This is a genomic window from Agrobacterium cavarae (assembly GCF_004310285.1).
Classification (GTDB): Bacteria; Pseudomonadota; Alphaproteobacteria; order Rhizobiales; family Rhizobiaceae; genus Agrobacterium; species Agrobacterium cavarae.
This window is the reverse complement of record NZ_SISF01000023.1, coordinates 101,935-126,233: the sequence shown is the minus strand read 5'-3', so window position 1 is coordinate 126,233 and position 24,299 is coordinate 101,935. Positions and strand designations below refer to the sequence as shown.

At 59.2% G+C, this 24,299-nt stretch carries 26 protein-coding genes; 5 read left to right on the top strand and 21 right to left on the bottom strand.

Going from position 1 to position 24,299, the window contains the following annotated elements:
- Positions 1-5: 5 nt before the first annotated feature.
- Both dapE and EYC79_RS03680 read left to right on the top strand, forming a co-directional pair.
- Positions 6-1,202, top strand: coding sequence for a succinyl-diaminopimelate desuccinylase (gene dapE / locus EYC79_RS03685; RefSeq protein ID WP_130977175.1), 1,197 nt, complete (start codon positions 6-8; stop codon positions 1,200-1,202).
- Complete coding sequence (locus tag EYC79_RS03680; protein ID WP_130977174.1) at positions 1,186-1,782, top strand: hypothetical protein; 597 nt, start codon at positions 1,186-1,188, stop codon at positions 1,780-1,782. The genes dapE and EYC79_RS03680 overlap by 17 nt, the downstream gene beginning before the upstream one ends.
- A gap of 17 nt (positions 1,783-1,799) precedes the next feature.
- Here the strand turns inward: EYC79_RS03680 and truA are convergent, their stop codons facing one another.
- The 3 genes from truA to def are packed head-to-tail and all read right to left on the bottom strand — an operon-like array spanning position 1,800 to position 4,100.
- The gene (gene truA, locus EYC79_RS03675) at positions 1,800-2,600 is read right to left on the bottom strand and encodes a tRNA pseudouridine(38-40) synthase TruA (RefSeq protein WP_113272881.1); all 801 of its coding nucleotides are present in this window, start codon (positions 2,598-2,600) and stop codon (positions 1,800-1,802) included.
- Between the two features lie 3 nt (positions 2,601-2,603).
- Positions 2,604-3,536 (bottom strand): methionyl-tRNA formyltransferase, encoded by a 933-nt coding sequence (fmt, locus tag EYC79_RS03670; RefSeq protein WP_130977173.1) that lies wholly within the window; start codon positions 3,534-3,536, stop codon positions 2,604-2,606.
- Positions 3,537-3,587: 51 nt separating this feature from the next.
- Positions 3,588-4,100, bottom strand: a complete 513-nt coding sequence (gene def, locus EYC79_RS03665) for a peptide deformylase (RefSeq protein ID WP_112358672.1) — start codon at positions 4,098-4,100, stop codon at positions 3,588-3,590.
- A gap of 140 nt (positions 4,101-4,240) precedes the next feature.
- Here def and EYC79_RS03660 point away from each other — a divergent pair, with 140 nt between their 5' ends.
- Both EYC79_RS03660 and EYC79_RS03655 read left to right on the top strand, forming a co-directional pair.
- Positions 4,241-5,437, top strand: a complete 1,197-nt coding sequence (locus tag EYC79_RS03660; protein ID WP_130977172.1) for a DNA recombination protein RmuC — start codon at positions 4,241-4,243, stop codon at positions 5,435-5,437.
- A 220-nt stretch (positions 5,438-5,657) separates the two neighbouring features.
- A complete protein-coding gene (locus tag EYC79_RS03655) occupies positions 5,658-6,557 on the top strand; it encodes a ribokinase (RefSeq protein ID WP_062599212.1) in 900 nt (299 codons plus the stop codon).
- A 31-nt stretch (positions 6,558-6,588) separates the two neighbouring features.
- Here the strand turns inward: EYC79_RS03655 and EYC79_RS03650 are convergent, their stop codons facing one another.
- Positions 6,589-7,176 (bottom strand): NUDIX domain-containing protein, encoded by a 588-nt coding sequence (locus tag EYC79_RS03650; RefSeq protein WP_130977171.1) that lies wholly within the window; start codon positions 7,174-7,176, stop codon positions 6,589-6,591.
- 99 nt (positions 7,177-7,275) lie between these two features.
- Here EYC79_RS03650 and EYC79_RS03645 point away from each other — a divergent pair, with 99 nt between their 5' ends.
- Positions 7,276-8,031: a DeoR/GlpR family DNA-binding transcription regulator gene (locus EYC79_RS03645; protein ID WP_130977170.1), complete on the top strand. Its 756-nt coding sequence runs from the start codon at positions 7,276-7,278 to the stop codon at positions 8,029-8,031.
- Between the two features lie 2 nt (positions 8,032-8,033).
- Here the strand turns inward: EYC79_RS03645 and trmB are convergent, their stop codons facing one another.
- The 17 genes from trmB to murJ form a co-directional block, all read right to left on the bottom strand.
- Entirely contained in the window at positions 8,034-8,732 is a 699-nt protein-coding gene (gene trmB / locus EYC79_RS03640; RefSeq protein ID WP_130977169.1) for a tRNA (guanosine(46)-N7)-methyltransferase TrmB, read from the bottom strand.
- Positions 8,733-8,881: 149 nt separating this feature from the next.
- Entirely contained in the window at positions 8,882-10,147 is a 1,266-nt protein-coding gene (metK, locus tag EYC79_RS03635; protein ID WP_130977168.1) for a methionine adenosyltransferase, read from the bottom strand.
- 173 nt (positions 10,148-10,320) lie between these two features.
- The gene (locus tag EYC79_RS03630) at positions 10,321-10,740 is read right to left on the bottom strand and encodes a helix-turn-helix domain-containing protein (RefSeq protein ID WP_062427100.1); all 420 of its coding nucleotides are present in this window, start codon (positions 10,738-10,740) and stop codon (positions 10,321-10,323) included.
- Positions 10,741-10,880: 140 nt separating this feature from the next.
- Positions 10,881-12,473, bottom strand: coding sequence for an apolipoprotein N-acyltransferase (lnt, locus tag EYC79_RS03625; RefSeq protein WP_130977167.1), 1,593 nt, complete (start codon positions 12,471-12,473; stop codon positions 10,881-10,883).
- A gap of 290 nt (positions 12,474-12,763) precedes the next feature.
- On the bottom strand, positions 12,764-13,900 hold the full coding sequence (locus tag EYC79_RS03620; protein ID WP_130977354.1) for a hemolysin family protein: 1,137 nt from the start codon (positions 13,898-13,900) through the stop codon (positions 12,764-12,766).
- A gap of 17 nt (positions 13,901-13,917) precedes the next feature.
- Positions 13,918-14,424: an rRNA maturation RNase YbeY gene (gene ybeY / locus EYC79_RS03615; RefSeq protein WP_062442992.1), complete on the bottom strand. Its 507-nt coding sequence runs from the start codon at positions 14,422-14,424 to the stop codon at positions 13,918-13,920.
- A 10-nt stretch (positions 14,425-14,434) separates the two neighbouring features.
- Positions 14,435-15,493 carry a PhoH family protein gene (locus EYC79_RS03610; protein ID WP_130977166.1) on the bottom strand — a complete coding sequence of 353 codons (1,059 nt, stop codon included), beginning with the start codon at positions 15,491-15,493 and terminating at the stop codon, positions 14,435-14,437.
- 47 nt (positions 15,494-15,540) lie between these two features.
- Positions 15,541-16,938, bottom strand: a complete 1,398-nt coding sequence (miaB, locus tag EYC79_RS03605) for a tRNA (N6-isopentenyl adenosine(37)-C2)-methylthiotransferase MiaB (protein ID WP_130977165.1) — start codon at positions 16,936-16,938, stop codon at positions 15,541-15,543.
- Between the two features lie 57 nt (positions 16,939-16,995).
- A complete protein-coding gene (olsA, locus tag EYC79_RS03600) occupies positions 16,996-17,796 on the bottom strand; it encodes a lyso-ornithine lipid O-acyltransferase (RefSeq protein WP_130977164.1) in 801 nt (266 codons plus the stop codon).
- Between the two features lie 34 nt (positions 17,797-17,830).
- Positions 17,831-18,259: a Fur family transcriptional regulator gene (locus EYC79_RS03595; protein WP_062427106.1), complete on the bottom strand. Its 429-nt coding sequence runs from the start codon at positions 18,257-18,259 to the stop codon at positions 17,831-17,833.
- Between the two features lie 68 nt (positions 18,260-18,327).
- Entirely contained in the window at positions 18,328-18,822 is a 495-nt protein-coding gene (locus EYC79_RS03590) for a GNAT family N-acetyltransferase (protein WP_112955515.1), read from the bottom strand.
- 89 nt (positions 18,823-18,911) lie between these two features.
- Complete coding sequence (gene tsaB / locus EYC79_RS03585) at positions 18,912-19,580, bottom strand: tRNA (adenosine(37)-N6)-threonylcarbamoyltransferase complex dimerization subunit type 1 TsaB (RefSeq protein ID WP_130977163.1); 669 nt, start codon at positions 19,578-19,580, stop codon at positions 18,912-18,914.
- A 136-nt stretch (positions 19,581-19,716) separates the two neighbouring features.
- Entirely contained in the window at positions 19,717-20,280 is a 564-nt protein-coding gene (locus EYC79_RS03580) for a NifU family protein (protein WP_062443010.1), read from the bottom strand.
- Between the two features lie 200 nt (positions 20,281-20,480).
- Entirely contained in the window at positions 20,481-20,972 is a 492-nt protein-coding gene (locus tag EYC79_RS03575) for a universal stress protein (RefSeq protein ID WP_062427110.1), read from the bottom strand.
- Positions 20,973-21,144: 172 nt separating this feature from the next.
- Positions 21,145-22,209, bottom strand: a complete 1,065-nt coding sequence (gene trpS / locus EYC79_RS03570) for a tryptophan--tRNA ligase (RefSeq protein WP_062427111.1) — start codon at positions 22,207-22,209, stop codon at positions 21,145-21,147.
- Positions 22,210-22,290: 81 nt separating this feature from the next.
- Complete coding sequence (locus EYC79_RS03565; protein WP_130977162.1) at positions 22,291-22,710, bottom strand: VOC family protein; 420 nt, start codon at positions 22,708-22,710, stop codon at positions 22,291-22,293.
- Positions 22,707-24,299: a murein biosynthesis integral membrane protein MurJ gene (murJ, locus tag EYC79_RS03560; protein WP_130977161.1), complete on the bottom strand. Its 1,593-nt coding sequence runs from the start codon at positions 24,297-24,299 to the stop codon at positions 22,707-22,709. The genes EYC79_RS03565 and murJ overlap by 4 nt, the downstream gene beginning before the upstream one ends.

Below are 24,299 nucleotides of genomic sequence, written 5' to 3'. Positions count from 1 at the left end.
AGCCCATGAACGCCACCGATCCCGTCTCCAATCTTGCCGCCCTCATCCGCTGCCCTTCGGTCACGCCTGCAGAAGGCGGGGCGCTCAGCCTGCTCGATAACCTGCTCTTGCCGCTCGGCTTTGCGGTCGAGCGGATGGTGGCCACGGAAGATGGCACACCGGACGTTGAAAATCTTTACGCGCGCCTTGGCACCGATGGACCGCATCTGATGTTTGCCGGTCATACCGATGTCGTACCGGTGGGCGACGAAGCGTCCTGGAGCCATCCGCCCTTTGCCGCTGAGATTGCCGGCGGCGAGATGTATGGTCGCGGCGCTGTCGACATGAAGGGCGGTATCGCCTGCTTCGTCGCAGCGATTGCCCGTCACATCGAAAAGCATGGAAAGCCGCAAGGCTCGGTATCCTTCCTGATTACCGGCGATGAGGAAGGTCCGTCGATCAACGGCACCTCGAAGCTTCTGGAATGGGCCGCCGCCAAGGGAGAGCGCTGGGATGCCTGCGTCGTCGGCGAGCCGACCAATCCGAACCAGCTGGGCGACATGATCAAGATCGGCCGCCGAGGTTCGCTCTCCGGCCGCATCACCGTCCATGGCGTCCAAGGCCATGCTGCCTATCCGCATCTTGCCGACAACCCCATTCGCGGCATGCTGCAATTGACTCAAGCGCTGATGGACCCGCCTTTCGACCACGGCACCGATAATTTCCAGCCCTCCAATCTGGAAGTAACGACGATTGATACGGGTAACGCCGCAACCAACGTCATTCCGGCCAGAGCGACGGCGTCCTTCAATATCCGTTTCAACGATACCTGGACGGCGGAGACGCTGCGGGCCGAGATCATTCGTCGTCTGGATGCGGCTGCCGCTGACGGCGCGCTTCGTCCGGATCGGACACCCGTCAATTACGAGATCGTCTGGGCCGATCGGCCAAGCCATGTCTTCCTGACGCGCAACAATGCGCTGATCTCCTCGCTTTCGGGCGCGGTGGCCGAGGTCACGGGTCTGGAGCCGAAGCTTTCGACCACCGGCGGCACCTCCGATGCGCGCTTCATCAAGGATTATTGCCCCGTAGTGGAGTTTGGTCTCGTCGGGCAAACGATGCATATGGTCGATGAGCGTGTAGCAGTTGCGGACCTCGAAACGCTGACACGCATCTATGAAACCTTCATCGAACGCTGGTTCGGCCATGCCGCCACTGAGTGAAGTCACCATTTATCTGCGCGGATTGTGGTTGCTGTTTCTCGGCAACAAGGAAGGCTTGCGGCTTTTGGATATCAGCGATCGCGGCTTGCTTCGCTCCTTCTACGCGGCGCTCTGGTGCCTGCCCTCCATGGCGCTTTCGTGGTACTGGTGGCATGAAGCCTATCTATCCGGACTGCCGGAAGGCGTTCATACGGGCGCGATCTTCTTCATCCGTCTCGCCATCGTCGAAGCGATCTGCTGGATGGTGCCGCTGATCCTGATCGGAGTGCTGCTTTATGCCTTTGGAGCGAGAGGCAAGTTTCAAGCGATTATCGTGGTAGCAAACTGGTTGTCGGTGCCATTCTCCTACGCCTATTCGGTCCTGATCCTGATCGCGCTGCTCCTGCCCTCCTTGCACGGGCTGGTCGCGATCCTCTGGTTTGCGCTGCTGCTGACGCTCGTCTTCACCTTCTCGAGGATCGTGCGGTTTTTCGTGCGCGACCAGCCGCTCCTGGTAACGGCATTGGTTATGACCCTGCTTGTACCCGGGATGATCCTGTCGGAACTGCTGCAGCGCTTTCTCGGCGTTTACCCGACCTAATCATCCGAGGCTGAAAGTCAAACTTCGCCGCCCTCTGCCGCACCTGTCCGCGGCTGTCGCGGCGGTATGACGTCGGGATAATCCACCTGCATGAAGTAAAGGCCTTCCGGCGGCGCGACCGGGCCGCAGGCCTTACGATCCCGCGCCTCGAGTGCAGCGCGGACATCATCGGGCGTCATGGCGCCCTCGCCTGCCAGCTTCAGCGTACCGGCGAAGGAGCGGATCTGGTTATGCAGGAAGCTCTGCGCCGTTGCACGGATCTCAATCAGGTCGCCAGTGCGCGTCACATCGAGCCTGTCCAGCGTGCGCACGGGACTGTTGGCCTGGCAATGCACCGAGCGGAAAGTGGTGAAGTCATGCCGCCCAACCAGCATCTGCGCGGCCGCATGCATTCTCTCATGGTCCAGGCCTTTCGACACCCACCAGGCCCGCTTGTGCTCCAGCGCCAGGCGTGATTTGCGCGAGATGATGCGGTAGAGATAATGGCGACGGATCGCAGAAAAGCGGGCGTCAAAATCTTCCGTCACCGCTGCCACGTCGAGCACCGAGACTGCGTCGCCTGCCATTGCCAGATGGGCATTCAGCGCATTGCGGAGCTTATATGGCTGCCAATTGCGCGCAAGATCCACATGGGTGACCTGACCCACCGCATGCACGCCGGAGTCGGTTCTGCCCGCGCCGCGAATGCCGACCTTTTCGCCCGTCAGCGACAGGACGGCCGCTTCGAGTGCGCCCTGAACCGACCTGCCATTGTCCTGCCTCTGCCAGCCAACATAGGGCGTGCCGTCATATTCGACGCTCATGCGAAAACGCGGCATCGGCTACAGCCTCGTTCCGATGGGAACGGGCGTTCCGCGCAGGAAGTCAGCGGCCAGCATCGGCTTGCCGCCCGCCTTCTGCAACTTTAGGAGACGCACTGCACCGCTGGCGCAGGCAATCATCAATTGGTCGTCAAGAACGGAGCCTGCCTCGCCCATTCCCTCGGCCCGCTCGCTTGCCAACACCTTGACGCGTTCCGGCTTGCCGCCGATCTCCAGTTCGAACCACGCACCGGGAAAGGGTGCCAGCCCGCGAATGTGGTTGTGTACGTCCTGCGATGGGCGGGAGAAATCGATCCGCGTCTCGGCCTTGTCAATCTTGGTGGCGTAGAGAACGCCCTCCTCGGCCTGCACCGTCAGCGGCAGATCGTCGTTCTCGAGCTTTGCCATGGCGTCACGCATCAACCGGGCGCCTTTCAGCATCAGCGCGTCATGCAACTCGCCGGCCGTCATGTTCTCATCGATGGGAACACGGGCGGTCAGCGCCACCGGGCCGGTGTCCAGCCCCTTTTCCATCTTCATCACCATCATGCCGGTTTCGGCATCGCCTGCCATGATGGCGCGCTGGATGGGGGCCGCACCGCGCCAGCGGGGCAGAAGTGAGGCATGGCCGTTGTAGCAGCCAAGGCGTGTGCCATTCAAAATGGCCTCAGGCAGTAGAAGACCATAGGCAACGACCACCGCGACATCCGCATCGAACGCGCCAAATTGCTGTCGATCTTCGTCCGCCTTGAAATTCAGCGGGGTCAGAACCGGAATGCCCAAAAGCTCTGCGGCCTGATGCACGGGGGATTTCTGAAGATCCAGCCCGCGGCGACCGCCTGGGCGCGGCGGCTGCGTATAGACCGCCACGACATGATGGCCCGCCTCTTTCAGCGCGCGCAGCGTGGGGACCGAAAACTCCGGCGTTCCCATGAATATGATGCGAAGAGCCATTGTTGCCCCCTGCCCTGCTGCTGGTACCGGGCGGCCAATCGGCCAGCCGGATCAGACCTTGGCGCGGGCCAGCTTGGTGAATTTCTTGATGACCATGTCACGCTTCAGTCGCGAGATGTGGTCGATGAAGAGCACGCCGTTCAGATGGTCGATTTCATGCTGCAGACAGGTGGCAAGAAGACCATCGGCCTCGACCGTCTGCTGCTTGCCGTCGCGATCCACATATCCAACCGTCAAAGAGGCCGGACGTTCGACTTCGGCGTAGTAATCAGGGATGGAGAGGCAGCCCTCTTCATAGGTCGAGACATCGTCCGACACTTTGAGGATTTCCGGATTGATGAAAACCTGCGGCTTGTTTTCCTCATCGTCGCGCGAGAGGTCGATCACCAGCATGCGGCGCGCAACGCCAATCTGGATCGCGGCCAGACCGATGCCCGGCGCGTCATACATGGTCTCCAGCATGTCGTCTGCCAGGCGCTGGATTTCCGAATCCACCGTCTCGACAGGCTTGGATTGCTGGCGCAGCAGCGGATCGGGCAAAATGATAAGAGGCTTGATCGTCATGGCTTCCCATAACCCATCTCATCAGCCGAGGAAATGAAAAAATACGGTCGATTCAACGCTGATACTGGATAGCCGACTCATTTTTGCCGCGTACGTGTTCTTGTTTTGTACGAATCAGAATAACTCTGTTAGATTGCGTTATGAACATCGATCTCAGCAGCCTCGGTCAAACGGCTTTCAGCGTCGGAACGCTCAACATTTCTGTCGGCGCCCTCCTCTTCTTTCTGGCCTTTGCCGGGCTGCTGGCCGTCCTCTTTCTTCTGCGCAAACCGGCAGCGCCGGATCAGCCACGGGAAGAGCTGACCGAACTTCTGAAGACCCAGACCGAGTTGCAGGGCCGTATCGCCGCCATGGCGGATGCCTTTTCCGCGCGCCAGAACGAAATGAGCCAGACGCTGAACGAGCGATTGGATGGCATGTCGCAGCGGCTCGGCACGACGCTGACGGAACAGACCCGCTCGACCCATGAGAACCTCAGCAAGCTGCAGGAGCGCCTTGCCGTCATCGATGCCGCGCAAGGCAATATTCAGGATCTTGCCAAGGATGTGATCGGACTGCAGGCGATCCTTTCCAACAAGCAGACCCGTGGCGCCTTCGGCCAGGCGCGCATGGAAGCGCTGATTGCCGATGCGCTGCCCTCCGGCACCTACCAGCTTCAACCTACACTTTCGAACGGCTTTCGGCCGGACTGCACGATCAAGATGCCGAACAATGCGCCGGTGCTGGTGATCGACGCCAAGTTTCCGCTGGAAGCCTGGAATGCCCTAAAGGCGGATGAATCTCCGGAAGCCAAGCGCACTGCGACCCAGCGGTTCCGCCGGGACATGGAAGTGCATATTCGCGATGTGTCGGAGAAATATCTCATTCCTGGCGAGACGCAGGATACCGCCTTCATCTTCGTGCCGTCGGAATCGATCTTCGCCGATATTCACCAGCATTTCGAATTTCTGGTGCAGCGTGCTCACCGCTCCCGGGTGGTGATTGTTTCACCATCGCTATTGATGCTTTCGATCCAGGTTATCCAGTCGGTCCTGAAGGATCAACGAATGCGGGAGCAGGCCCACCTGATCCAGGGTGAAGTGGCGCTGTTGATGGACGATGTGCGGCGCCTGGATGAGCGTACCCGCAAGCTGCAGACGCATTTCGGCCAAGCGCAGCGCGATGTCGAGATGATGCTGACGTCGTCGGAAAAGGTTCTGGCGCGTGGCGACAAGATCGAGAGCCTCGATTTTTCCACAAGCACCAAGGAGATCCCGCATTCGGAGGTAGAGCATATGCGCCGCATTGCCGACGCGCGCGCAGGTGCTGCCAAGCTGCGCGTGGTGGATGACGAGTAAGCGGCGCTGAAATCAAACGAACGTCGCCGCCATTGCAAAATCGATCTCCGATTTCGATCCCGATGCGCTAGAGCGCCGTGCGTCTTTTTAGACGCACAAAGGACGCTCTACCTTCTTTCAATCTACGCATCGTGCTTTCCAAAAATCGATTCCGATTTTCGGGCCGATGCTGTAGCACTATCGGCATTGTCAACGTCTTTGCCTTTTGGATCAGCCTCGCATGATTACTGTTTTCGGCTCCATCAACATGGATCTCGTCGCCACCTCCGACCGTCTTCCGAAGCCGGGCGAGACGGTGACCGGCAAAAGCTTTTCCACGGCGGCTGGTGGCAAGGGCGCCAATCAGGCGCTGGCCGCACGTCGCGCAGGAGCGGACGTCAAGATGGCGGGCGCCATTGGTGACGACACCTTTGCCGCCCCCGCACTCACGCTGCTGCGTGACGCCCGGACCGATCTGTCGCTGCTGAAGACCGTGGCCGAACCGACTGGAACGGCGGTGATCCTGATTGGCGAGGGTGGCGAGAACATGATCTCGGTTATTCCCGCGGCCAATGGAACGGTCTCGCCACAGGATGCAGAGCGCGCCGTCTCGGAGATGGCCGAGGGCGATACGCTGATGCTGCAATTTGAAATTCCGGCCGATGCGATCGAGGCGTCGCTGAAGGCCGCGAAAGCCAAGCGTGTGACGACGATCATCAACACGGCTCCTCTGACCGCGGATGCGGCCCGCCTTTCCAAGCTTGCCAATATCGTTATCGCCAATGAGACCGAGTTCGAGTTGTTGATCGGCAAGAACGGGCTGTCCTCTTCCGATCGGGAGAAGGAGTTGAGCGCGCTTCACGCGGAAACGGGACAGACGCTGATCGTCACGCTCGGTGCGGACGGTGTGATCGCTATTCGCAATGGCAAGCTCTTCAAGGCCATGGGCCTGAAGATCGAGCCGGTCGATACGGTGGGAGCTGGCGACACCTTCTGCGGCTATCTCGCCGCAAGCCTCGATGCCGGAATGGACTTCGAGAAGGCGCTGCGCCGTGCCGCTGTCGCCGGTTCGCTGGCCTGCACCCGTGAGGGTGCCCAGCCGTCTATCCCCACCGCCGCTGATGTGGATGCAAAGCTCTGAGACGATAAGTCTCGTCCCATCCTCAACCCGATCAAGCATCCTTGAACAGGTTGAGGGCGGCGTATTGCAAAAGCATGATCGTCTTACCGTCGCGAATGACCCCTGAGGCGATCATGCTCATCGCCTCATCGATCCTCACTTCCATGACGGCAATATCCTCGCCCTCGTCTTCATTTCCGCCGCCGGCCGATGTTCTGTCGCCAGGCTGATACTCGCCGACGAAGAAGTGTAGCCTCTCGGTGACGGAGCCAGGGCTCATGAAGGCATCGAAAACCTGGCGGACAGATCGGACCTTGAAGCCGGTTTCCTCCTCCGTCTCCGCCCGGATGCGCGCTTCCGGTTCGGCATTGTCCAGAAGACCCGCTGGCGTTTCAATCAGAAGGTCATCGTGGCCGTTGACGAAGGCGGGATAGCGGAACTGTCTCGTCAGGATCACTGTTCGGCGGTCCTTGTCGTAAAGCAGGATCGTCGCGCCATTGCCGCGATCATAGGTTTCGCGCGATTGCTTTTGCCAGGTGCCATCCTCCCGGAGAAAGGAAAAGGTGGTCTTCTTCAGGAGGTACCAGTCGTTTGAGAGAACCTTGACGTCCTCGATGCTGATGCGATGCGCGATACTCATGAAACTTCCCTGTGGCTGGAGCTGACCGGTCGTGGACATACGTGCAATTTCGTGCAATTTCATGCAGAGTCAAGAAAATTCGTGCAGGGGATTGGGTCGATGCTGACATCGGAACGAAAGACGCTCATTCAGCAGGTCCTGCAAAGGGACGGACGAATTGTTGCGAAGAGCTTCGCCGAAGAACTCGGCGTCTCCGAGGACACGATCCGTCGCGATCTGCGTGAACTTGCCAAGGACGGGCTGTTACAGAGGGTTCATGGTGGCGCGCTGCCATCCTCACCGGCAGTTGCAGATTACCGTGCGCGCGAACAGATGGCGTCCTCGGCAAAGGAAAAGCTTGCCCGGGCAGCAGCCACGTTGATCAAGCCGAGACAAATCGTCTTCCTCGACGGCGGCACCACCAATCTCCAGCTTGCCCGCCATCTGCCGCAGACCCTACAGGCGACCATCATCACCCATAGTCCAAGCATCGCCGTGGAACTCGCGCATCATCCGTCCGTCGAGGTGGAGTTGATCGGCGGGCGGCTTTTCAAGCACTCGATTGTTTCCATGGGTGCTGTGAGTGCCGAGGCCATTTCGGGCATCCACGCCGACCTGTTCTTCCTCGGCGCGACGGGCATCCATCCAGAGACCGGCGCGACCACTGGAAACCGCGAAGAAGCAGCAATCAAAAGGCTGATCGCCCGCCAGTGCGCCGAGACGATCCTGGTTGCGACCGAGGACAAGATCGGCGCTGCTTCGCCCTATCTCATCCTGCCCCTGGACAAGCTTGCCACTCTGGTCGTGGATGCCGACCTGCCGGACACGCTGCTGAAGCCCTACAGGGCAGCAGGACCGGCAATCGTGAAGGTCTGACGTCAGACTTTGAGGAAGGTAAGATAGGCGGAGCTTCGCCCCTCGCGCTTGGCCTTGTTCTCGTAGCGGGTCCCCGGCCAATTGTCATAAGGCGTCAGCCAGTCGGCCGACGTCTTGGCCGTCCACTTGAACCCACCATGGCGAGCGCAATGCTGCAGCGTCCAGTTGATGTAGGTATCAATGTCGGAAGCAAAGCAGAACTTGCCACCCGGCTTTAGCACGCGGTGAAAGCGGGCAAGATTGACGTCCGAGACGAAGCGGCGCTTCCAGTGCTTCTTCTTCGGCCAGGGGTCCGGATAAAGCAGATCGATGTGATCGATGCATTCATCGGGAAGCCAGTCCAGCAATTGCGTCGCGTCGTCGTCATAGAGGCGGATGTTCATCAACTCGCGCTCTTTGACGGCACCAAGGAGCTTCGCCATGGAATTGACGAAGGGCTCGACGCCGATGAAGCCTGTCGATGGATTTTCAGCGGCACGATGAACCAGATGTTCGCCACCGCCAAAACCGATTTCCAGGCGGATGGATTTGACGTCGGCCGGAAAAAGTGCGGCGAGTGGCTTCGGCGCCGGTGTTTCAAGATCGACTTTCAACAGCGGCAAAAGGCTCTCGATGCTTTCCACCTGCTGGTTGCGCAAAGGCTTGCCCTTGCGCCTGCCATAGAACGCTTCCGTCGATCGTGAACGCCGCTCTTCCGTCATCGTGAACTCTCTCAAGCAAAATAGATGAACCCGCACCTTACCGTTTCATCGGTATTGCGCGGGTTTCAAGTTTTCAGACCCTATCCCCCAAACGGTCGCCCATGGCAAGACCGGAGTGGAGGAGAGGGCTATGTTTCGAGCCGATGACCTCAAGCGGCCTTCAGCGCATCCTTGAGCGGCTTGACGAGATCGATCTTCTCCCAAGAGAAGGAACCGTCGCGGCCCGCTTTACGGCCAAAATGGCCGTAGGATGCGGTCTTGGCATAGATCGGCTTGTTGAGGTCGAGGTGACGACGGATGCCCGATGGCGAGAGGTCCATGACCTTGCGGATCGCGCCTTCCACTTCGTCTTCGCTGACCTTGCCGGTCTGATGCAGATCGACATAGACCGAGAGCGGCTGTGCAACGCCGATGGCGTAGGACAGCTGGATGGTGCAGCGGTCGGCAAGACCTGCGGCAACAACGTTCTTTGCCAGATAGCGAGCGGCGTAAGCTGCGGAACGGTCCACCTTCGTCGTGTCCTTACCGGAGAATGCGCCACCGCCGTGCGGAGCTGCACCACCATAGGTGTCGACGATGATCTTGCGGCCGGTCAGGCCGGCATCGCCATCGGGACCGCCGATCACGAACTTGCCCGTCGGGTTGATGTACCACTTGCAATCGTCGGCAATCTTCAGGTCGCCAAGCGCTTCGCGGATGTAAGGTTCGACGACTGCGCGAACCTTCTTGGAATCCCAGCTTGCGTCCAGATGCTGCGTGGACAGGACGATGGAAACGGCCTCAGACGCCTTGCCGTCGACGTAGCGAACGGTCACCTGGCTCTTGGCATCGGGGCCGAGCTTGGCGGCTTCGCCTTCGCCGCTCTTGCGAGCATTGGCAAGCAGCTGAAGAATGCGGTGCGAATAGTAGATCGGCGCCGGCATCAGGTCCGGTGTTTCCTTGCAGGCGTAACCGAACATGATGCCCTGGTCGCCTGCCCCTTCGTCGCCCTGCTTGTCAGAGGCGTTATCCACGCCCTGCGCGATATCGGCAGACTGCGGGTGCAAGAGCACGTCGATCTTTGCGGTCTTCCAGTGGAAGCCGTCCTGCTCGTAGCCGATGTCGCGGATGGCCTTGCGCGCCGCCGACTTGAACTTGGACGGGTTGATCACCGGATGGCCTGCGGCATCCTTCAGGACATTGCCGTCCTTGTCCTTCTTCAGCAGCGTATCGGGAACGCGCACTTCGCCAGCGATGATCACGCGGTTGGTGGTGGCGAGCGTTTCGCAAGCGATGCGAACGGTCCATGGGTCGACGCCGGTCTTGGACGCTTCACGATAAATCAGATCGACGATTTCATCGGAAATTCGGTCGCAAACCTTGTCAGGATGACCTTCAGCAACGGATTCGCTGGTGAACAGGTAGTTGGCGCGCATGCGGGATTCCCCTCAAAGAACAGGTCTGTGCGTTTGTTATTCATTTCATCGGAAAAAACAAGGACAGAACGACATAAATATATCTTTATATCGGAATTTCATTTCTGCAAGCACGCAACAAAAAACGGCCCCGAAAGGCCGTTCAAGTGGGTATTCGACCAATTTCCGGTCGCTTACTCGGCGTCGCCTTCCGCAGCCAAGGCCTTTACCAGGTCAACGATACGGCGGCGGACCTTCGGATCGTTGATCTTGACGAAGGCGCGGTTGAGCTGCAGTCCCTCGGACGAGGAGAGAAAATCCACGACGTAATTGGAGCTCGACGCTTCGGCGGAGCCGGAAGCGGAGGCTGGCTCGGCGCCCGGCGCATCTTCGAAGAAGAAGGAAACCGGAACGTTCAGAATGGCGGAGATGTTCTGAAGACGGCTGGCGCCAACGCGGTTGGTGCCCTTTTCATATTTCTGGATCTGCTGGAAGGTGATTCCAAGGCTTTCACCCAGCTTTTCCTGGCTCATGCCCAGCATGGTGCGGCGCAGCCGGATGCGGCTTCCGACATGAATGTCGATTGGGTTCGGCTTCTTCTTATTTTCGGTCATATGTTAGTCCTGACATCCTGTTGTCGGTGATTGTTACACATTAACGCAAAACCGTAGAGGTCGGATCAGTGCAACAGTCCTTCATATCACTTGCGTTGTACAACCCTACAATCTCACTATGCAATTTCAGGGGTTTTCGGTCAATTCTCGCGGCTGACTAAACCATACCTAGAAAACAGCGCCACGATCAACATTGTTATAAACAACAACCAAAAGTTCGTTTTACGGGCATCGCTGCTCAGGACGTCGCCTGCCTTACTACTTAGAGTAGCGTCGATTATACCCTTTTGACCATAGTCAAGACCAGCCTCAATGCCACCTAACGGATCAATGATGGCGGAAATGCCAGTGTTGGCTGCTCGAATCACTGGCAAGCCAGTTTCCACAGCGCGCACGCGTGCCTGCTGAAAGTGCTGATAGGGGCCGGGTGTGTCGCCGAACCAGCCATCATTGGTGACATTCAGGATCGCCTCCGACGAGGCGATATCGGCCGGCACTTCATCGGGAAAGATGATCTCGTAGCAGATGAAGGAGTAGAGCTTCTTGCCGGATGGAAGAATGATGGGTGTACGGCTTGCTGCCGGTGAGAAGCCGCCCGGCAGGTTGACGATATTCTCGATGTCGAAACGCCGCAGCACGTCTTCGAAGGGCACATACTCGCCGAAGGGCACGAGATGCACCTTGTCGGTTGCGCCAATGATCTGGCCCTGGCCATCCACGGCATAGACGGAGTTGTAGTAGCGCGGCGGATGCCCTGCCCCCGCATCCTCCATGCGCACCGCCCCCGTCAGCAAGATCTGACCATCCTCCAGCGTCTTGGCGATTTCTTCCAGCGCATCCGGGTTCTGGGTCAGAATGAAGGGAACGGATGTTTCCGGCCAGACGATGATATCGGGCCGCTTCTTGCCTGGCGTTGGCGGAAGGGCCGATAGGCGAAGATGCTCCTGGAATATTTCGGCACGATCGGTATTCAGCATCTTGCGCGACTGATCGATGCCGGGCTGCACGATGCGCACCGTGATTGCATCCGCCGCTGGCTCCGGCAATGGCCGATGCTGACGATAAAACCCGTATCCCACATGGCCTGTCAGCAGCAGAACAGCAAGCGTCAGGCCCGGCACCATGCCACGGCGGGTTCCAAAAAGCGCCGGGCTGGAAAAAACGAAGACCGCCAGCATCGACATGCCGAAGATGCCGATCAAGTTGGAACTCTGCATCATCAACGGAACCGGCATCATCCCGTAACCGATGGCGTTCCAGGGAAAACCGGTGGCAACGAAGCTGCGCAACCATTCCACCAGTCCAAAGGCTGCGGAGAGGGCTGCAAGCCTGCCCCAGCCATCCGACCAGAGGCTGTTGGCCAGCATCACAGCAATACCGTAGAAAAGCGCGAGAAAAGCGGGCAGGCCCAGAATTGCCAGCGGCAGAGCCCAGGCAAACTCATCAGCCTCCAGCAGCAGCGCATTTCCGAGCCACCAGAGGCCCGCGACGAAATAGCCAAAGCCGAAAATCCAACCGAGCAGAAACGCTCTGAAGGCGCGAGACACGACGCCACCATCGGGGCTTCCCGTGGTGCCGTCGATCAACCAGACCAGAAGGGTGAAGGAGACGAAGAGGCTGGCGAAGAACCCGATCGGCGGCAGGGCGAGCGCACCGATAGCGCCGGCCAGAAATGCGATGAGAACGCGGCTGAAGCCACCGCTCAACATGATCGTGCCCGCGAGCCGCTCCATACAGTATCAATCTCCTTGAAGGGCACCGTTCAGCAACGCAAAACCGGAAAGCGGATACCAGAACCTGACTTGCCATCGAAACGCGCGCAGTCGGAGAGACCACCGATCGTGTTTCGGCTGCCGAACGCCGAATAGTTATGCGGCATGCCCTTCCGACTTACTGTAAAAAAAATAGAACGTCCACAGGACAGCAATGGCGCGTCTGTGCAATCCGCCAATTGCAGCGGCCTCATCTATCGGTTGTTGAAAAAGAAGAAATCCCGGACCCTTTCGCCCGGGACTTAAGCCTATCAAACGGCAGCCTTGTCCGTGCTGTCGGATGGGGCGGGAAGCGCGATCATCTCACTGGTGACGACGGGTGCCGGCGCCTGGTCATCCTCGCCCGTGGAAGACTCGTCGCGAAGGATGCGGACACGCTTGATGCGGCGATTGTCGGCATCCAGAATCTGGAACTCAAATCCTGGTACCGCGCGGACCACCTCACCCTTCGACGGAATGCGGCCAAGCGCAAAGAAGACGAGGCCACCCAGCGTATCGATCTCCTCGGCATGCTCTCGAACATCGAAATCCGGACCGATCGCCTGGGCAAGTTCCGCCAGTTCGATGCGCGCATCCGCGATCAGGACGTCGGACGACACGCGGACGAACATCGCCTCGTCCTTGTCATGCTCATCGTCGATGTCGCCAATGACCATCTCCACGATGTCCTCGTGGGACACAAGCCCGTCGGTGCCACCATATTCGTCGATGATCACCGCAAGCTGAGTGCGCTGTGCCTGCATGGTCTTCAAGAGATCGGATGCGAGCATGGAGGGCGGCGCAAACAGGATCTTGCGTATGATTCCGGCTTCGGCCAGCGTCGTTTCGAGATCGACGCGGGCGAGATCGAAATTCGAGCGCGGTGTGCGCGGCGCCTTCGCCTCGCCATTGGCTGGCACGCGTGTACCGCTTCTGCGCTTGTTGCGCGCCTGCTTGCCCACATAGGACAACAGGTCGCGAATATGGATCATGCCCTTGGGATCGTCGAGCGTCTCGTCATAGACCGGCATGCGCGAGCGTCCGGTCGCCTCGAAGCGGATCATCGCTTCACCGATCGTCGTCTCCTGATCGAGCCCGTCAATATCGACGCGCGGGATCATGATGTCCTCGACCGTGACTTCTCTGAAGCGGAGAATATTGTTGAGCATCGCCCGCTCGTCGGGCGTGAAGGCGGCGCCGATATCCGTATCGGTCATCAGCGCGTCGGTCAGATCTTCACGAAGGCGCTCGCCCTGCGATGGCTTCAAGATCCGGGAAATTCTCGACCAGATGGTCGAGCGGGGCTTTGCTTGATAGTCCTGTCGTAACGGACTACTGCCCTCCTCCGATGAGGATTGTTCCCCGGCGTCCTTGCCCTCTTGGGGCGGTCTTGCAGAATGTTCGTTCATTGTCCCAAACAGTTCGATCAAAGCGGGTCCTGACCCGCATAGGGATCAGATAGGCCAAGAGTCGCCAAAATGCGAGTCTCAAGCCCCTCCATTTCTTCCGCCTCTTCGGTTTCCATATGGTCATAACCGAAAAGATGCAGACATCCATGCACCAGCAGATGGGTCAAATGATCCTCGAAACTCTTCTCGAGATCAAGAGCTTCGCGCATGACAGTTTCATGCGCAATGACAATATCGCCGAGCATGGGCCCCGGCATGCCGCCCGGCTCCAGCGGAAAGGCCGGAAAAGACAGGACATTCGTCGCCTTGTCCTTGTTGCGCCATTCCGCATTTATTTCCTTGATGGCAGCGTCATCGGTGAAAACCAGCGACAGTTCCACCGGCATGGCGGGGAACGGCTGCTGCTCTTCGTCTTTCAGATAGGAAACAGTGGCCTCCAGCACTTTCGTGCTGAAGGCCAAAAGCTCTTCCTCCGAGGACCAGTCATCGGCCTCGACAGAGATTTGAATATCCAGAACCGTCATCGTCTCGGCTTCAGTAACCTTGTCTTGGAAGGCTCTCATCCGGCACGGCCGTGTGGGATTCGTAGGCCTTGACGATACGCGCCACCATCGGGTGACGCACGACGTCGACGTCCTTGAAGCGAACCACGGAAACGCCCTCAACGTCGTCCAGGATCTGCAAGGCCTCGACCAGACCGGATTTCACGCCACGCGGAAGGTCGACCTGGCTTGGGTCGCCCGTCACGATCATGCGGCCATTCTCGCCCAAGCGGGTCAGGAACATCTTCATCTGCATGGTCGTGGTGTTCTGCGCCTCGTCGAGAATGACGGCAGCGTTTGCGAGTGTGCGGCCACGCATGAAGGCGAGTGGCGCAATCTCGATAACGCCTGCCTGAATGGCACGCTCCACCTTGTCGCCGGGCATCATGTCGTAAAGGGCGTCATAGAGCGGACGAAGATAGGGATCGACCTTTTCCTTCATGTCGCCCGGCAGGAAGCCAAGACGCTCGCCCGCTTCGACGGCGGGACGAGAAAGAACGATGCGATCCACCGCACCACGCTCCAGAAGCTGGGCGGCATGGGCGACGGCCAGATAGGTCTTGCCGGTGCCGGCTGGCCCGACACCGAAGACGAGCTCCGACTGCTCCAGAGCCCGCATATAGACATCCTGTGTCGGTGTGCGGGCAGCAATGGTTTTCTTGCGGGTAGAAATCTGGGCCATCGACACCTTGGCTTTGCGCTCCATCGTCGGCAGGGTCAGTTGGTCGTCTGCCGCGACCGCCATGCGGATTGCGCCTTCGACGTCGGAAAGTTCGGCTGTGCCACCCTTCAGCAGGCGCTGATAGAGGAAATCCAGAGCGCGGCGGGCCTGGTTGGTCGCAACCATGTCGCCGGTGATCGCCACCGAATTGCCGCGTGGGCGGGCATCGATGTTGAGCTTCTGCTCCAGCAATTTCAGGTTTTGATCGAACTGACCGAATAGCTCTCCGGCTATTCTGTTATTCTCGAACGTGAGGACGAAGTGATTGGCGTCGGTCGCGGGTGAACGTGGCTGGCGCGATGATGGTGAGACCAATTCGTGTGCGTTCAAGCGGTCAGGCTCCTGTCCGAGGTCAGTTCCGGTTCCCAACTCTAACTCTATGCCACCTCGGCAAACAAGCTGTTTGGACCGGTTGCGGTGATTCGTACATGAATAATGTCACCGATTTTCATGTTCTTTGCATCAAGATTCACAGACTGCAGCCAGGGAGAACGACCAATCAGCTGTCCGGGCATGCGACCGGGCTTTTCCAGCAACACATCCATGGTCTTTCCAACGAGCGACTGGGCAAAGTCGTTTTGCTGTTTCAACAGCCGCGCCTGCAATCTCTCGAGCCGTTCGGCCTTGACATCTTCCGGCACCTGATCGGTCAAATCGGCGCCGGGCGTCCCTGGACGCGTCGAATATTTGAACGAAAAGGCCTGCGCGTATTTCACCGCTTCCACGATTGCGAGCGTGTCTTCGAAGTCCTGATCCGTCTCGCCGGGGAAGCCCACAATAAAATCCCCGGACATGGCGATATCAGGGCGGGCGGTGCGGATTCGTTCGATCAGCCTCAAATATTCCTCGCCCGTATGGCGGCGGTTCATGGCTTTCAAAATGCGGTCGGAGCCAGCCTGAACCGGCAGATGCAGATAGGGCATCAGTGCGCGCAGCTCGCGATGCGCCTCGATCAGGCGATCATCCATGTCGCGCGGGTGGCTTGTCGTATAGCGTAGACGTGCGAGGCCAGGGATTTCGGCCAGGCGATAGAGAAGCTCCGCGAGCCCCCATTCTTCGCCCTTCGGACCCGTCGAGCGCCAGGCATTGACGTTCTGACCAAGCAGCGTGATCTCGCGCACGCCGGCATCGACGAGCTTCATCGCCTCATCGAGGATCTGGCTGACGGGCCGGGAAACTTCGGATCCGCGCGTGTAGGGCACGACGCAGAAGGTGCAGAACTTGTCACAGCCTTCCTGAACGGTAAGAAAGGCCGTCACGCCACGCGAGCGCAGCTTTGCCTTTTCGGCTACCGGCAGATGCTCGAACTTGTCTTCGACCGCATAATCGGTCTCGATCACCCGCTCACCATCGCGAACGCGGGCCAGCGCTTGCGGCAGGCGATGATAGGTCTGCGGGCCGATGACGACATCGACGGCGGGCGCACGGCGCAATATCTCTTCGCCTTCGGCCTGGGCCACACAACCGGCGACGCCAATGACGAATTCGCGTCCTTCTTCCTCGCGCAACTTCTTCATGTCGCGCAAACGACCGAGCGCGGAATAGACCTTTTCCGCCGCCTTTTCCCGTATGTGACAGGTGTTAAGCAGAACGAGATCCGCCTCGCCCATATCCTCCGTCTGAACGTAACCATCCTTTGCCAGAGCATCGCTCATGCGCAAGGAATCATAGACATTCATCTGGCAGCCATAGGTCTTGATGAAGACCTTGCGGCTGTTGGCTCCATGAGCCATAGCGATCGGGGTGGCGTCGAGGCCAAGCGTGTCCTGGGTCATGGCGCGTATCTAATGATTTTCGGCCACCAGTTAAATAGAAAAATGCGGAAATAGAGGCTATCGCGACTTTCGCCAGCCGCCGCGAAGGCTAAAATTCAACATGGTGCGAAGTGCGGTGGTCGCTTCGATGCTCAGCGCCTTGCGATTATCACCCTTGCGGAAGGGGATCGCTTCCCCAAACGTGACGTCAACCTCGATTGCGCCGGCCTTTACCAACCCCACCAACGACGGCAGCAAGCCGATGCTTCCAGGCCAGGCGGCAACGGGTCTATGGTAACGCCCCATCGCCATGCCCTGAATGCCGGTATAGGCGATCGCAACGGGCTGGACATGGACTAGCTGGCTCGGAACCTGATCGGCGGCACTTGATGCTGCTCCGAATAGCGAGGACTTGATCGGTAAAAGCCGATTGCCATCGGACGTCGTGCCCTCGGGGAAGAGCACGATGATCTCGCCGCCTGCCAGCCTTTCGGCAATCTCGTTGACCTGCACGCCTGTCGTGCGTTTCTGTTCACGGGTAACGAAGACGGTTTTCTGCAAACGCGCCAGCTTGCCGAAGATCGGCCAGTCGCGCACTTCGGTCTTGGCAATGAAAGCGACATCCGCAACGCTGCCCAACACCAATATGTCCTTCCAGGAGACGTGATTGGCGATCAGCAGCAGAGGTCGTTCGGTCTCCAGCCCGCCATGGACATGAACCCTGATACCGATCGATCGACAGGCCATCCGGTGCCACAGGCGCGGCACCCTGCGGCGGATCGGCAAATCCAGCCAGAGGCCGATGAGCTGCACGGGCAACAGCACAAGGGTCACGATGGAGAGAATGAAAACCGCATAGGCAATCCGAAGCCAAGTCATCGCCGCACTTGCTCCGTGGCCATGGAAAATTGCCTCAACGCTCTTCTGGTTTCAGCGGAACGCCGTAAAGTTCAAGCCGATGTTCGACGAGCCTGAAGCCATGCTCGCGGGCAATCTTTTCCTGCAGTGCTTCGATCTCAGCGGAACGAAATTCGATGACGACACCGGTCTTCAGGTCGATCAGATGATCGTGGTGCTCTTCCGGTACGGTCTCATAACGAGAGCGGCCATCGCGAAAATCATGGCGCTCGATGATGCCCGCGTCTTCAAACAGTTTAACAGTGCGATAGACGGTGGAGATCGAAATCTTTGGATCGACCGCAGATGAGCGACGATAGAGCTCCTCCACGTCCGGATGGTCTTCCGATTCCTGAAGAACGCGGGCGATGACACGCCGCTGGTCGGTCATGCGCATTCCGCGCTCCGCACATATTTCTTCAAGGGTTTTCGAAAGGTCTACCACGATAATCAGGCCTTCAGATGCTGCGTTGGTCCACCATATTGGTGGCAGAGTGTCTCACCGTCACGGAACTATCGAAGATCGCGGCGCATGACAAGCGCTGTGGATTTCGTCCCATCCTTGGCCGTGTAATAGGCCTTGCGCTCTGCGACCGTCTTGAAGCCGAGCTTGCGGTAGAGATGCACGGCCGGACCGTTGGAACCATCCACTTCCAGAAACATGGTTTCGGCACCGCGCATCAGCGCTTCGCGCATGGCAGCCTGCATCAGGCGCCAGCCAAGCCCGGCACCGGCAAATTTGTCGCTGACGGCAACGGTCAGAATTTCAGCTTCTCCGCCCGCCTCACGCGACAACACGAAGCCGCCGAGCGGCTGGCTGAAGAAGGCGTTGGTTTGACGCGCCACGGCGCCGAAGACAGTATTCTGTGACAGAAGGCTCGAAAACTCGCCCTCACTCCACGCCTGAGGGAAGCGGGAGGTGTGAAGCTCGGCGACATCGGCGCAATCAGCATGCGCCATCGGCACGATTTCAAAAAAAGGTTTCCAGCTCAGATAGTCGTCGAACATTGCAGGGAATCATCCACCTTGAATGCAAGAGGGCTACAGCATTGTCCGGCAAATCGAAATCGATTTCGGCCGGGCGAAAGGGCGCGCTTTCAGGCGGGCGATAGGCGTTCCAATGCGAAGCCAGATTGCGGGCGGGCATCCGGGCCACGCAGGTAAAGCGGTGCGGGCTTTGGCTGATGCGCGGGTTTCGTCGCAGCGACACGCGCGACGGTGGCGATGGGAAAATGATCCGGACCCGAACCCGTCTCCGCACCAGCAAAGAAGGGCGCGGCGGAGCCTATGATTGCGCCGTCAAAGCCGACAAGCGATTGTCTGGCGTCATCGAGAGACGCCAGCGCGGCCTCTGTCAGAGGCGCGCCATCGGCTGCGAAAATCTGGAGATAGCATTCGCCGCGCTTGGCATCGAGACCGACCGCAACAGGCTGGCCGGGCTGCTGCCGCTGGTGGTGAGCGGAAAGCGTCTCAAGCGTCGTGATGCCGACCGCCTCTACATCGAGCGAGAGCGCAAAGCCGCGCGCGGCGGCCACACCCACGCGAATGCCGGTGAAAGAACCAGGACCAATGGTGACGGCGAGACGCTCGACGGCGTTGAGCGTCAGACCAGCCTTGGAAAGCGCACCATCGATAATGCCCATCAGCAATTCGGCATGGCCCTTGCCGATGTTTTCCGTCACTTCGCCGAGGACAGTATCGTTTTCACTGTCATAAATACAGGCAGAGCAATCCACGCCGGATGTATCGATGGAGAGAATGATCATCTGAAAAGCTGAACCTTATGCCTGTCCAAAGCGCAAGCCACGAACGAGACGAACGAGGCTCGTGGCAACGCCGCTTATGAGTAGAGGCGCAGTCACGCGCCTCGCCTCAGTATCGATCGATTAGCTCAGCCGTTTATCAAACAGCCTCGACCTCTTGTACTTCCGGCACGAAGTGACGGAGCAGGTTCTGCACGCCGTGCTTCAGGGTTGCCGTGGAAGATGGGCAGCCGGAGCATGCGCCCTTCATGTTGAGGAACACCGTGCCATCGCGAAAACCACGGAAGGTGATGTCGCCGCCATCTTGCGCCACAGCCGGACGGACGCGGGTTTCGAGAAGTTCCTTGATGGTCGCAACGATCGTCTCGTCACCCTCTTCGAAGAACTCTTCTTCCTCGTCGGAAATCTCGGCATGGATCGCGGTGCCCATCAGCGGGCGGCCGGACATGAAGTGCTCCATGATCGAACCGAGGATTGCTGGCTTCAGGTGCTGCCACTCGGCACCGTCCTTGGTGACGGTGATGAAATCGAAGCCGTAATAGACGCCGGTGACACCCGGAATTTCAAACAACGTTGCTGCGAGCGGCGAAGATTGCGCCTGCTCAGCGCTCAGGAATTCCGCCGTGCCGCTTTCCAGAACCACCCTGCCCGGCAGGAACTTAAGGGTCGTCGGGTTTGGCGTGGATTCCGTTTGAATGAACATTTCGATCTCCTTCGAGGCAGCGCCCCGGTCAGGGCATGCTTGCCCCGTAATTTAGAATGCTTCCAAAATATGCCGGACGAAGAGCGACTTCAAGCCCTGACATGACAATCCCGTTCAAGAAATCTTCCGCCCTGTTCTACACCCGTTTTCGCCAAAGCCGAACAGGATTCTTCGTGGCAAAAGCGCTTGATGGACAGCGGTCAGCAGAGGGCGTCGATTTCCTCGTCCGTCAGCGTATCGGGCAGGACCGTGACGGGAATGGGGAAGGCAGCGCCGCGTCCTGCAATGGAGGAGACGAGCGGACCTGGGCCGTCCTTGGTGGAGCCAGCAGCCAATACAAGGATGGCGATGTCGCGATCTTCTTCGATCAGACCGTGGATCTGCTCGGCGGCATTGCCTTCGCGGATCACCGCCTCGGGCTCGATGCCGACCGTCTCGCGCACGCGTTGTGCGACCTTCGCCAGCGAGGCTTCAGCCTCTTCGCGGGCTTCGGCACGCATGATCTGCTCGACGCCCAGCCACTGCTGGAAATCCCCTTCTGGGATGACGAAGAGCAGAACGAGGGCGCCATTGGAGTTCTTGGCGCGGCGGCCGGCATAATGCACGGCTCTTTCGCATTCCGGTGTGCCATCGATGACCACCAGAAATTTTCGCCGGTGCCCTTCCAGGCGCGACAGCCGTTTTGAAACCATTCAGCACTCCCTGTTTCCGCCGTGGCATGAATCGCCGCCCGCCGGTTTGGGCGAAGCTTATCGTATCACAATGGAAAGCGGAATCGATTTTCCTAAAAGGCGAATGTGCCGGTGCGACGCCTCGGCATTTAGAAAAACGCCTCTCACCGGACGGCGAGAGGCGCAGACAAAATCACCGCAGGAAACCGATGATGTCGCGGACTTCGTCCATCGTCTTTTGTGCAATGGCACCAGCACGCTCGCCGCCATCTTTCAGGATTGCGTCGATATGGCTGACGTCATCCAGAAGGCGGCGCATCTCGTTGTTGATCGGTGCAAGCACGTTGACCGCCAGATCGACAAGCGCCGGCTTGAAGGCCGAAAACTGCTGCCCACCGAATTCGGCAAGCACATCCGCCTTGGTCTTGTCGGACAGCGCCGCATAGATTCCGACGAGGTTTTCCGCCTCGGCACGACCTTTAAGGCCTTCGACTTCGCTCGGCAACGCGTCCGGGTCGGTCTTGGCCTTCTTGATTTTCTTGGAGATCGCGTCGACATCATCCATCAGGTTGATGCGCGACAGATCCGACGGATCCGATTTCGACATCTTCTTGGTGCCATCCTTCAAGGACATGACACGCGGTGCCGGACCGCCGATCAGCGGTTCGACCATCGGGAAATAGGCGTGAACCGGTTCGTCGCCGACGGTGATATCGAGGCCGAGGCCAGCCTTGCGGATATGATCGCCGAAATCGATGTTGAACTTCTGGGCGATGTCGCGGGCGAGTTCCAGATGCTGCTTCTGGTCGTCACCGACCGGAACATGGGTCGCGCGATACACCAGAATGTCTGCCGCCATCAGGCTCGGATAGGCCAGCAGTCCAAGCGAAACCTGCTCGGCATTCTTGCCGGACTTGTCCTTGAACTGGGTCATGCGCTCCATCCAGCCGATGCGCGCGACGCAGTTGAACACCCAGGCAAGCTCGGCATGCTGCGGCACGGCCGACTGGTTGAAGACGATATGCTTCACCGGATCGATGCCCGACGCAATGAAGGCGGCCGCAATCGAACGCGTCTGCGCTTTCAGGTCCGAATGGACCAACTGTGCGGTGATGGCGTGCATGTCGACGACGCAATAGATGCAGTCATTGTCTTCCTGCAATGCGACGAACTTGCGGATGGCACCGAGATAGTTGCCAAGGTGGAGATTGCCGGTGGGCTGAACCCCGGAGAAAACCAGCGGCTTGAATGCGTTCATGATCGTCCTCGAAAAGGCTTGTGGAGGGCCTTGCCCCGCGCATTGATGTGGCCGCGCTTATGCACCCGGAACCCGTTGCAATCAAGGGGTTTCAGCGGCTGGCTGGAGCAGGTCCCATTTGTTGCCGTAGAGGTCTTCGAAAACGGCAACCGTGCCGTAAACTTCGCGACGCGGCTCCTCCAGAAAGCGAATCCCGTTGGCTTTCATGCGGTGAAAATCTGCGTCGAAATCATCCGTGTAAAGGAAGAAACCAACCCGACCGCCGGTCTGGTTGCCGATCGCGGCAGCCTGCGCTTCTCCATCAGCCTGCGCCAAAAGAAGCCCGCTCGCCCCCTCACCTTTCGGTTTGACGACAAGCCAGCGCTTGCCGTCCGGCATCGGCTGGTCCGAAAGGCATTCGAAGCCAAGGTTGTCGCAGTAGAACGCCTTGGCGCGATCGTAATCGTCCACCACCAGAGAGACGAGCGCGATGTGGCGCATGGAGGTGTAGCCGGAACTCATGGCTCGATCTCGCTTTGGACATCCGTCTTTGGCTTGCGCTTCATGCCGCGCTTGACCATCCCAAGGTTTGCCCCACCGGAGGCGAAGGCTACGCCGAAATAGATGACCATGGCGCCGACGACCAGCGCAAGCAATGTGCCTGCCCGGACCGCGAGGTTCGAGGCCGATGACAGTTCGTAGGAAAAATAGGACAGCGCATAATGAATGGCGAACGCCATGAGACCTGCCGCGATCAGCAGCCGCGGGATGCGCAGGAGAAGCGGCAGATCGAGCTTCCAGTGCCCACGCCACATCAGCATGCCGAAGAGCAAAGCAGCATTCACCCAACCGGCGGTGATTTCCGCCGTCGCAATCCCCGGACCGCCGTATGAGGGAAAAAGGGTGAGCGCGAGCGAGACGTTCACCCCCACGGAAATCGCCGCAAAGATCATCGGCGTGCGGGTGTCCTCGCGAGCGAAGAAGCCGGGAATGAAGGCCTTGATCAGAACGAAGGCCGGCAGGCCGAGGCCGTAGATGCCGAGGATTTCCGCAACAGTGACCGTGGCGGACGGCGAGAAATTGCCGCGCTCATAGAGGAAACGAACGATCGGCTCCGCCATGACCAGCAGCGCTGCAGCGGCCGGCAGCGTCAGGAAGAGCACGAACTCGACGGAGCGGTTCTGCAGATTGGCCGCCTCCACCGCATGGCCGCCGCGAAGCGCGCGCGCCAGTTCCGGCAGAAGAACCGTCGCCACCGCAATGCCGACGACACCGAGCGGCAGCTGATAGATGCGGTCGGCATAGGCGAGCGAGGAGATCACGCCGTCTCCGCCGGAGGCGATATTGGTGTTGATCAGCAAGTTGATCTGGGTGATGCCGCCGGTGATTGCGGCCGGCAGCGCCAGAACCAGCAGGCGCTTGACGTTGCCCGTCAGTTTCGGGCGGCGAAAGCCGATCTTGATACCGGCATGACGCACAGCAACCCAGACGATGGCAAGCTGAACGAAACCTGCGGCCATGACACCCCAAGAGAGTGCGTAGCCGACCTGTAGCGCATCGTAGTGCTTCCACCAGGCGAGCGCCAAAACGCCAATGAGGATGACATTGAGAAAGACCGGCGCGATCGCCGCGGCGAAGTAACGGTGCAGCGAATTCAGCATCCCGCCCATCATTGCCGCCAGCGACATGCAGGCGAGATAGGGGAACATGATGGTGGCGAGGCGCACCGTGTTTTCGAATTTCGTCGGGTCATCGACAAAGCCCGGTGCAATCACCGTTCTGACGAGAAACGGCATGGAGAGTTCCATGACGATCGTCAGCGCCATCAGCACCGTGAAGAGGACGCCGAAAACCTCCTCCGAGAAGCGGCGCGCGCCCTCCATGCCGTTGGCTTCGATTTCCTTGGCAAAGAGCGGCACGAAGGCGGAGTTGAAAGCGCCCTCGGCAAACAGGCGGCGGAAGGTGTTGGGAAAGCGAAAGGCCGCGTTGAAGGCGTCCGCCACCGGTCCTGTACCCACGGCTGCCGCCATCAGCATTTCACGGATGAAGCCGAACAGGCGGCTTCCAAGCGTCGCACCGCCGACGGTGGCGAATTTGCCGATCAAACTCAT